The organism is Pedobacter sp. HMWF019 (assembly GCF_003061025.1).
In the GTDB taxonomy this organism is placed as follows: Bacteria; Bacteroidota; Bacteroidia; order Sphingobacteriales; family Sphingobacteriaceae; genus Pedobacter.
In genome coordinates this window covers 1-10064 of the sequence record NZ_QAIL01000114.1, presented here as the reverse complement: position 1 = coordinate 10064, position 10064 = coordinate 1, and the positions used below count along the sequence as shown (strand labels likewise).

General features: G+C 40.7%; 7 protein-coding genes. 1 reads left to right on the top strand and 6 read right to left on the bottom strand.

Annotation, left to right across the window (positions count from 1 at the left end; genetic code table 11):
• The first annotated feature begins 71 nt into the window (after positions 1-71).
• Positions 72-1322, top strand: coding sequence for a hypothetical protein (locus tag DBR11_RS07055; protein ID WP_108550991.1), 1251 nt, complete (start codon positions 72-74; stop codon positions 1320-1322).
• 61 nt (positions 1323-1383) lie between these two features.
• Here the strand turns inward: DBR11_RS07055 and DBR11_RS07050 are convergent, their stop codons facing one another.
• The 6 genes from DBR11_RS07050 to DBR11_RS07025 form a co-directional block, all read right to left on the bottom strand.
• Entirely contained in the window at positions 1384-2595 is a 1212-nt protein-coding gene (locus DBR11_RS07050) for an FN3 domain-containing metallophosphoesterase family protein (RefSeq protein ID WP_108550989.1), read from the bottom strand.
• 185 nt (positions 2596-2780) lie between these two features.
• Complete coding sequence (locus DBR11_RS07045) at positions 2781-4421, bottom strand: RagB/SusD family nutrient uptake outer membrane protein (protein ID WP_108550987.1); 1641 nt, start codon at positions 4419-4421, stop codon at positions 2781-2783.
• Between the two features lie 11 nt (positions 4422-4432).
• Positions 4433-7744: a TonB-dependent receptor gene (locus DBR11_RS07040; protein ID WP_199233782.1), complete on the bottom strand. Its 3312-nt coding sequence runs from the start codon at positions 7742-7744 to the stop codon at positions 4433-4435.
• A gap of 164 nt (positions 7745-7908) precedes the next feature.
• Positions 7909-9051 (bottom strand): FecR family protein, encoded by a 1143-nt coding sequence (locus DBR11_RS07035; protein ID WP_108550985.1) that lies wholly within the window; start codon positions 9049-9051, stop codon positions 7909-7911.
• Positions 9052-9100: 49 nt separating this feature from the next.
• Complete coding sequence (locus DBR11_RS07030; protein WP_108550983.1) at positions 9101-9643, bottom strand: RNA polymerase sigma factor; 543 nt, start codon at positions 9641-9643, stop codon at positions 9101-9103.
• 156 nt (positions 9644-9799) lie between these two features.
• On the bottom strand, positions 9800-10064 hold a 265-nt coding region (locus DBR11_RS07025; protein WP_108550981.1), incomplete at its 5' end, for a glyoxalase.

Genomic DNA, 10064 nt, shown 5'->3' with positions numbered 1-10064 from the left:
TTGCTATATAGTACCTATTATATTAAACACCATTTTAATTTAATCCTCAAGAAACATATAACTACAGATATATGGACAATACTTTAGAGCTAGAAAACCGTTGGAGTCTGACACAAAAAACAGGCTTCAGATTCATCTTTCTGGCATTCTTTCTTTTTATAATTATTTTCAATAATGGTGTTTCCCCTCTGTTAATATTAGCATTAAAGTATCCATTAGGACTGTTCCAGCAATTCGTACCATGGTTTTCAAAACAATATCTAGGGCTGCTTAAAGACGCATCCATGCATTATAGTGGAAGTGGTGATACATTGTTTCATTATGTGTCTCTCCTGCTGGTGGCATTATTTTCAATAATAGGAACCATCATATGGACGGTAATTGACCGAAAAGCTGTTCATTATAACCAGCTCTATTACTGGCTCACCGTAGCCATCCGTTTCTATTTAGCCACCATGCTCCTGAACTATGGATTGGTTAAATTCGCTAAAACACAATTTCCATTCCCCAGCCTTATACAGCTTACGCAAAACTATGGTGAATCGAACTCAATGGGCTTAGCCTGGAACTTCTTTGGGGTTTCCAAAGGATATAATCTGTTCATAGGAATTGCGGAGTTATTTGCCTGTCTGTTGTTTTTTAGAAAAACAGTAACGATTGGCGCATTTCTGTCACTAATGACAACGGCAAACATTATGGCAATAAACTATTTTTATAATGTACCTGTAAAAATGCTTTCCACGGCACTCTTTATCTTTTGTCTTTTCTTACTTATACCAAATTTCAAGCGCCTGATAGCTTTCTTTTTTAAAGGACAAGCTGTAGCGTTAAAAATTATGCCCGCACCCACGATCAAGAAAAAGTGGTTTTTGTACGCTAAATATACGTTGAAATATGCCTTTATTATTCTGGCAATAGTTACAGGGCTTGCTCATATGTATGAGATGAAAGAGCCTTACGCGAATATTATGGTCAAACCTCCGCTTTATGGTGCCTATCGTATAGATTCTATTACAAAAAACGACGAAACAACGCCCACCGACTTAGGCTGGAAGCTCTTGCTGATAGGTGCTGAATATGAGTCTGGTCTCAGGTATCAAAATGATGATGTGGAACGGGGAAAGATCAATGTTGATACCCTAAAGAAAAAGATAGAGATTAATTTTTCAAACGACAATTCTACACATCATTTCAGCTATACCATTCCAAGTCCCGATCACCTAACCTTACGAGGTAAATTCTACAATGATTCTGTAAATGTTGAGCTAACCAGAAAAGAATTTACGCTAGTTACATCTGACTTCAACTGGATAAAAGAATAAGAAAGATACAACACGATCAGCTAAATACATCCGTCTGATCGTGCTGTTTTGCAAAAAAGGCCTATTTTCGTGTTACCGTATACGCCCCCACCTCTTTACCAGAATCATCCAGCATACTTACCAGCACCTGTTTTTTACTTGCGGTAATCTTAGTTAAAGTTCTGAAACCATCCCTCGGCCCACCGCCAATAATGATCGGATAATTATTCAGCTTTGAAGCCGGCGCATGAACCTTATACTGATGTGTGTGGCCGCTTAATACCAGATCAACTTTTGCACGGTTCATAATTGGCTCAAACAGCTGTGTGCAATGAACAGCCCCATGCGCATCGCCTGAATAACGAGGCGGGATATGCATCATCACAATACGGAAAGGTGCATTTTTAAACTCCTTACGATTAACCTCATGCTCAAGCCAAACAGCTTGTTCTTCTCTGTACCGGTCAAAATCTACAATACCAGCATACACGGGATGCGTATCCTCTTTATCTTCCCCGGTATCCAGGATCACAAAACGGACAGGCCCCAACGTAAATGCTGTATAGCCTACATGATCAAAATAAGCAGCAAAATCACGGGCAAACTTCCCCCTCGTTTCATGATTCCCCCGCACATAGACAAATGGTGTGGTTTTCGCAAAATAGTCCACGCAGGGCTGAAGCATATGATCTATAATCTGTTTTTCATCCGTCTGATAATCAAAAACATCGCCGTTGAAGAAAACAAAATCGCGCTTGTTCCCTTTATCAAGATCCAGTAACTGAGGAATAGACTTCGGTCTGTCGTGAATATCATTGATCATAACAAAGGAAATCTCCTCTTTTGCAACATTTGTATTGACAAAACTTTCAGTTGCACCAGAAACACTCTCTCCATAAGTTAATTTATAGGGTTGAAAATCAGTGATTTCCCTGGATACAACCTTGTAAAAATAAGAAACACCTGGTTTCAGGTTTTCCAGCTTCACACAATTTAAACGACCTGCGGGCTTTAAGCCCAATTCACTTCTTCCATAAGCTTTTTTATCCATTTTGTCGGCTGTCTCGCCATATTCAACCCAACTGGCACTGTTTTTACTCGTAATCCATAAAATAGAGAGGCTGTTCCCAAAGTTAGTCTGCAAGTAAGGTCCCGTAAGAATCTTAAATTCACCATCTTGTGTATGGGAAGTGCTGGAAATTACCTTTTCCGGGCTTAGCAAAGCGAGCCCACCAAGAACAAGCCCCCCTTTGAGAAATGTTCTTCTGTTCTCCTGTAATAAATTTTCTTTCATCAGATTTAGATTGGTTTTTAAATATTTTAAACGATAATCCCTTCAGCTTTGTTGGACATAGATTATTGCTATATTTGATACTGCTTGGGGTTTAATAGAATTGATTTCACAAAATTTGTTTTCGTTGTCCCAGGTATTTAGCCGGAAATGTTGGTAGCATTTCCGGCATTTTTAACCTCTTGATGTTATGGATTTTGCTCAAGTCCCTTATGTACCAGTATTTGAGATTCAGGAATATATTCTACAATCGCATTGCTCTGCCATGGCACATCCCTGATTGCCCCGTTTCCAGTTAAATGAACACCCGGGAAATTATGGTCCAGGTTTCGTTTGTTCCTGAAGATGTCAAACTTACGGTGCCCTTCCCAGGCCAGCTCCAAGCGCCGCTCATCCAATACAACGTCTAGTAAGGATTGGCCTGATGGCAGATTTTGGAGTGTATACAACCCCTGGTCAGGAATCCCTGCCCTTTTGCGAATCAGGTTAAGATCGGTCAGTGCCGCATCATTAAAGCCCAGCTTGGCATTTGCCTCTGCCCTGTTCAGGTACATTTCTGCAAGTCTGGAAATAATTGGCGACCACAGCTGGGGCTGCCCCTCCTGGCGCGAACACTTTATGATAAAATACTTAGGGTATCCGTTACGCATATCTACCTCCGGTTCCACTCTTACTGCTTTTTTGGAATTATCGGCCAATCTGATCGAATATACCGGAAGGCCGGAAACTCCGTTCTCCTTTTCCACTGCTTGTTTCTGGTTGTTTTGATCGGTATAGTAATACAGGCCGTTTTCTTTCGAAAGAGGTACTTTAACATATTGTGAGGCCGAATTAGTGTAAATGGCCCACTCTTTTCCATTATTTAAATATAGTGGCGAAACAAATTTATTGCGCATATCCTGAGGATATCTCTGCACCAATTCCAAAAAACTTTGCGATGCGTACATTTCTCCATACCCAACCCCACTGATTGTAGAATAAATAGAACCGATATTACTCCAGCCATTATCTGCCAGGTCCTGGTCAGGTATAAATTTTACCGAAAATATGGTTTCTTTATTATCTTCTGGTTTAAAAACTGGATAATTGGCCAGATCTGAGGTTGGCAACAAACTGTAACGTCCCGAAGAGATGACTTTATCAGCATATTCAATGGCCTTTTGGTTATCCTCCATATACAGATAAATCCTGGAAAGCAATGCCCAGGCAGCTTCCCGGGAGGCATATACACTGCCTTTATAAGTATTCATCAAGGTGATTGATGTATTCAGATCAGCGACTACCTGTTTATAAACGTCCCCAACAGAAGACCGAATAGGATGATTATTAGGATCAGCATCAATTTTAACTGGGACACCAAGGTTCTGTGCACCCTGACTATAAGGACGACCAAAAACATTACAGAGCGAAAAATGAAGCAATGCCCTCAGGTAATAGTTTTCCCCCAACAGTTGATCGTTTGTGGCCGATTGCCCTGCAGGAACCGTTTCAATGATCTTATTGGCCGCAACAATGACCTGATAAGAGTTCTGCCAGAAGGAATTGGCGAAACTATTGGTTGGAATACGCTGGTAATTGTACAAATAAATGAGGTGAGATGTCGTTACACCACTCAGAGAAACATTATCACCTGGAAATTCCTGTATACGGTACCAGCCCAAAGCCATGGTTTTAAGCCTCGCGTAATTGCCGTCGGTGGCAGATCTTAAGCTACCCGGAGAATTATTCAATCCATCGGGTGTCAGGGAATCATATGGTGTTTTGTTTAAACTGCAGGAAGCAGTCATCAAAAGCATGGATAGAAATGATAGGTATATAAATGGTTTCATGTCTTGAAAATTTAGAATTTAACATCAATACCGAACATAATCCTTTTAGGCAGCGGGTAAGGTGAATTGTTGTCACCATTGGCTGCAGCCTCGGGGTCTAGTCCAGAATATTTGGTAATTGTGAACACATTATCTAACGCAATGCTAGCCGTGATTCCCTTTACATTCAGCCGATCTAAAAGCCGGTTGTTTATTTTATAGCTCAAGGCAACATTCCTCAAACGCAGATAAGATCCATCTTCCAGATAGCGGGTAGAAACTCCGTTCGAACGATTATTACCTCCATAGAATGCCTGTGGATGTGTAGCATTCCGATTATCAGGTGTCCATCTTGACCAACCATTCTTTAACTGCATCTGGTTATAGGTTGCATAAGCACCATCACTGTCAAACAATTCCCGGCCCGCGTTGTAAACCAGAATACCCTGTGTAAAGGCCAGGTTAGCAGACAATGACCAGTTCTTGTAATTCAAATCGGTGTTGACCCCTCCAAAATACTTTGGCGTGGCATTTCCAGCACGCTGCAATGAAGCCTGGGCATAATTTCCTGTCAGTGTTTTAGCACCGGTATTCGGATCAATGATTTCCCATTGCGGCGTACCATCTTCAGCCTTTACGCCAGCCCAGTTGCGCATATACCAGGTATTAATGTCCTGCCCTTCTTCAATCACCTGGTTTCCATTAATTTGTCTTTTCCCACCATATAATTCCTTTACTTTATTCCTGTTTAAACCCAGATTAAAGTTTAAATTCCAGGTTAGGGCTTCAGTTTTGATCACTTTTGCATCAATAGTTAACTCCAGTCCTCTATTGAGCACACGGCCAATATTATCCCAGTAGCCGTTATAACCGGAAATATATGGAAGAGGAACAAAGTGAAGTAAACCGGAGGTGTTTTTTTGATACAATTCCAACGTAAAGTTTACCCTGTTATATAGACCGGCCTCCAGGCCAATATTGGTAGCATATGTTTTTTCCCAGGTCAGGTTCCGGTTTCCCAATGCAGATGGAAACGCAGTAGGCCTTCCATTGTATTGGGCATTCACCGAGAATAATTCATACTGAGGATAAAGTGTCTCCGGTGTATTACCCACCCCACCATAAGCAGCTTTCAAACGCAGATAGTTCACAGCAGTCGATTTAAAAAAAGACTCCTGGTGTATATTCCAAGCACCGCTTACAGAGTAAAAACTGCCATACTTAGAATTTGATCCAAAACGGGACGAACCATCCCTTCTAAATGAAGCCTGGAGAACATAACGATCTGCATAACTGTAATTGGCATTCATTAAAACAGACTGGAACGCATAATCGTTTTTAACCCCCGTTACGCCAAGGGCGGTCGAAGCGGCCGACAACACCGTAATACCAGGTACAATCCCCTTTCCTGTAGCAGAATTATCCTCGTATTTATAATCATTGAATTCATAAGCCGCCAAAGCATTCAGGCTGTGTTTCCCAAAAACCTTATTAAAAGTGAGCATCTGGTTGGTAAACCTCGTTGTCCTGTAGGCATTCGAATTTTGTATACGTCCATTATCTGCCAGCCCTGCAATAGACTGTGGATCTGTATAAACCAGCCCTTTGGTAGAATAATAGGTAATGTTATTGGTCGATTTAAATTCCAGAAAAGGGAGAATCTTATAACTAAAATCCGCATTCGCCATCGCATTTAAACGGCCGCTATTACTATAATTCCATTGCAAATCATACAGGTAATTGGAAAGATCCCTGCCCCTCCAATTGGATCCAGCCGCCTGCGCATTCACCACTTTACCATCTGCCGTATATGGATTATCCCAGGGCAGATAGGTAAACATCGCATTTATACTGTGCTGGCGGTCGTCTGTTTGGCTGTAACTTGTATAAAGTTTAGGGCTAAAGGTAATCTTATCCGAGATCTGGTAGTCCAGGTTTAGCCTTCCGGTATAACGATCAAAACTCATCCCTTTCACAGAACCATTCTCTTTATAATAGTTTCCCCCCGCATAGATCCTTGCTTTTTCTGTTCCACCGGAAACTGATAAATTATAATCCTGGGTAAGACCATGTTGGGTACCTAATTTCACCCAATCCGTATTGATCTGGAGCAGGTTACTTTTATACCAGTCTGGTAGATCTTTCTGATTGGCAAAACTGCCCCAGTAATCGTAAAGCTCTTGTCCGCCCATCAGTTTAAACTGGGCCATATTAAAATTCGAGACTCCGGTTTTACTGGAGAACACAATGGATGTTTTCCCCTCTTTAGCAGCCTTGGTGGTGACTACGATAACCCCATTGGCACCTCTTGAACCATATAATGCTGCAGACGATGCATCTTTTAACACAGAGATAGACTCAACATCCGATGGATTCAGATTCGGTACATCATGCTGTATAACACCATCTACCACCCAAATAGGCACCTTGGAAGCACTGATAGAGCTTACCCCACGTATTTTAACGGTTGGTGTAGAACCTGGCTTACCGCTGCTGTTCGCAACTTCCAAGCCTGCAACTTTTCCCTGCAAAAGACTACTCACATTTGGAGAAGTAGCATCCTTGAGGTCCTCTCCTTTTACAATGGCAATAGAACCTGTTATGTTTTGTTTCTTTTGCGAACCATACCCCACAACCACGACCTCACTTAATACCTTGTGTTCTTCCTTCAGTTGCACATTGATCACCGATTGGTTCCTGATCAGGATCTCCTGACTGGCATAACCCGTAAAACTGATCAGCAGTATATCCTCACTTTTGGCAGAGATCTTAAAATTTCCATTCGGATCTGTTGAGGTTCCATTTTTTGTTCCTTTAATTGTTACGCTTGCACCCGGTATGCCCATACCAGACTCATCTGTTACCCGTCCTGAAACAGTATGTTGCTGAACTTCTACCGGACTTAACTCCTCTAGCACCTTTTTTGCAGGCATTTTATCAATGATTGCGATCCAGTTGTTTTCAAAGACATAATCTATTGGCTGATCCTTAAAAATCAGTTTCAGCACCTCATTCAGTTCCTGCCCCTTCACCTGGATAGTTACTGGTGTTGTCATTTGCATCCTCTTCGTTTTGAAGATAAAATCAACTTTTCCTTGCCTTCTTATCTTTTTCAATACCTCCTCCATAGGGGATTTCTTTTCAGATAAAGTAATTTTCTGAGCCAATGCCGAGGCAGAAACCTGTAAACATGTAATCACCAGAAAAAATATAATCAGTTTCATGTATAAAATGACCTTAATAATATGTATAGGTACTGCAGTCCATTTCACAGGCGGCAATACCATAACATATCCAACAGGCAGACTACGGCCTGTTGGCTGTTCAGAATAAAAATTATTCATATTTGTTAAACTTGGGGTTTAATTAAATTGATTTCACAAACTTGTTTCGTTGTCCCGTATCCTTGCCTAAGGTATTGGTAGCACCTGTTAGCATGGTATTGAGGTTTCCTGGTTAACCTGATTCTTCTTTCATATTGTTTTGTTGTTTGGTTGTTATGGTTGGATTATTTGACTACTTTGGTGTTTGGATACAGATGTAACAGATTATGGTCCAGCTTATAGTTAAAATCGCCAGAAAGAGATAACAATTGAAGCACCTCCGAAAGCTTTTTATTTCTTGAAATCTGACCACTTAGCGTTTCGTCTGAAATCCCCTTTTCGTATACAACGTCCATATCGTACCAGCGGCTTAATTTTCTCATTACACTTCTCAAACTTTCATTTACAAAAATGAAATCTCCGTTTTTCCAGTCTAAAGCAGTTTCCGGATCTACGTCTGCCACTGTAGTTATCCCTTTAGAATCCATTCTTGATTGCTGACCGGGAACCAGTTTTGTGGTTCCGGCAGAGGTCAGAACGTTTACTTTACCTTGTAATAAGGTTGTTTTGGTATACGGCTCATCGGTATAAGCATTGATATTAAAGCTGGTTCCCACCACCTGTACTTTTTGGCTGCCTGTTTCTACAACAAAGGCCTTTCCCCCGGCTTTGGAACTTGGTGTAACCTCAAAATAAGCTTCTCCGGTTAACTTTACAATACGCTCTTTGCCGGTAAACACACTAGGGAAGGTAAGTGTCGAAAAAGCATTTAAAAATACCCGCGTACCATCGGCCAGGCTAATCTCATAATGGCCACCTTTAGGTACTTTTATCATGTTGAAAGCATCGGTTCCGACAGAAAGATCCCTTTTTCCTTTATAACTGATCCGCCCGTCCTGGTCCTTTACTATATTCACGTTTTCAGATGTCCTTAACTGACCATCCGGGGCATTATTCAAATCGATAGTTTCGCCCGATCCAAGAACAAGTGTAGCTTTTTGAACCCCTGGTGCTTTGTCTTGTATGCGTACAAAAGATTCATGGGAAACTTTAGTTTGCCTGATAAAAAATGCAGCACCGACCACAATAAGAATACAGGCCGCAACAGAAAATTTAATAACCTTACTTAAAGAGAACCTATGCAATTGAACTTGGTGCTGGTCGGATATTGCTGCAACATCTTTATCCATCGCATCAAGAATATAACCATCCAGTTTCCCTTCATCCAACAGATGATAAAATACCTCCAGTTCTTCGGAGGTAAGTTTTTTCTCTGTGTAACGTTCAACTAGTTTTTTATATAACGCAGCCTCTCTCATATCAGTCATTTCAGGTTAGACTATAAATAAGACCGGTAGGGTAGCAAAAAATATAAATTTATTTTAAAAGAATATACAAGAATACACTGAGTGGAATCCCAAACCTATCCTCTACTGCATTTTTAAGTATTTTCATGGTACCTACCATATGGTTCTTTATAGCATTTTTAGAGATCCCAAGGTTTTCCGCTACCTCTGCATAGCTTTTTCCTTCCTCCCTGCAGAGCTTAAAAATGGTCCTTGACCGGGCTGGGATGCGCTCCAAAACCTGGGTAATAAAGTCCATATATTCCTTAACCTGCATATCATCATCTGCAAAGGTTTGCAAAACAGGAATTTCACACACCATATTATTTAAGGATTCCTTAGACCTGCTGATGGTTTTCAATGCAGTAAAAGTATGGTTCCTGGCCATACTGAATAGGTAAGTTTTAAGATAGGTCACATCTTCGAGCCGATCCCGTTGATCCCATACTTTTATAAAAACTTCCTGCGTAAGGTCTTCAGCCAGCGTTGCCGAGTATACATATTTTTTGATGAAATCACGTACTGAAGCATAGTACAGGGAATACAATCTTTCAAAATCTCTTGACTTCATCATAAAACTAATTAATCATCGGGAGATACCATAAGAAACAATTCTAATTATAAATTATCAGGATAACAAACCAATTCCGAACACAACCGTTTGCGTAAGTAGTATTTAAAGATTTAGTGATCTTTTGGTTAAATAGATTTAACAACCGGCCCGCCAATCCTATTTTCTAAATTCACCAAAATGCCACAGTATCCCAGATGGGTCGTGTACAAAACACTCCTTGCCCCAATCTAAAGTCTTAACAGGCGTTAACCGTACTTTCTCGTACTTATCAGGTAAGTTTAAAGCTAAAAGCTCTTCCCAAAACCTGTCAACCCCATCCACTTCCATAAAAACCATGGTATTGTCTATCCATTCCTTTACATACGCATTCTGTAAATAAAAACTTATAGTTCCACTTTTAAAAACAGACATATCATACGAT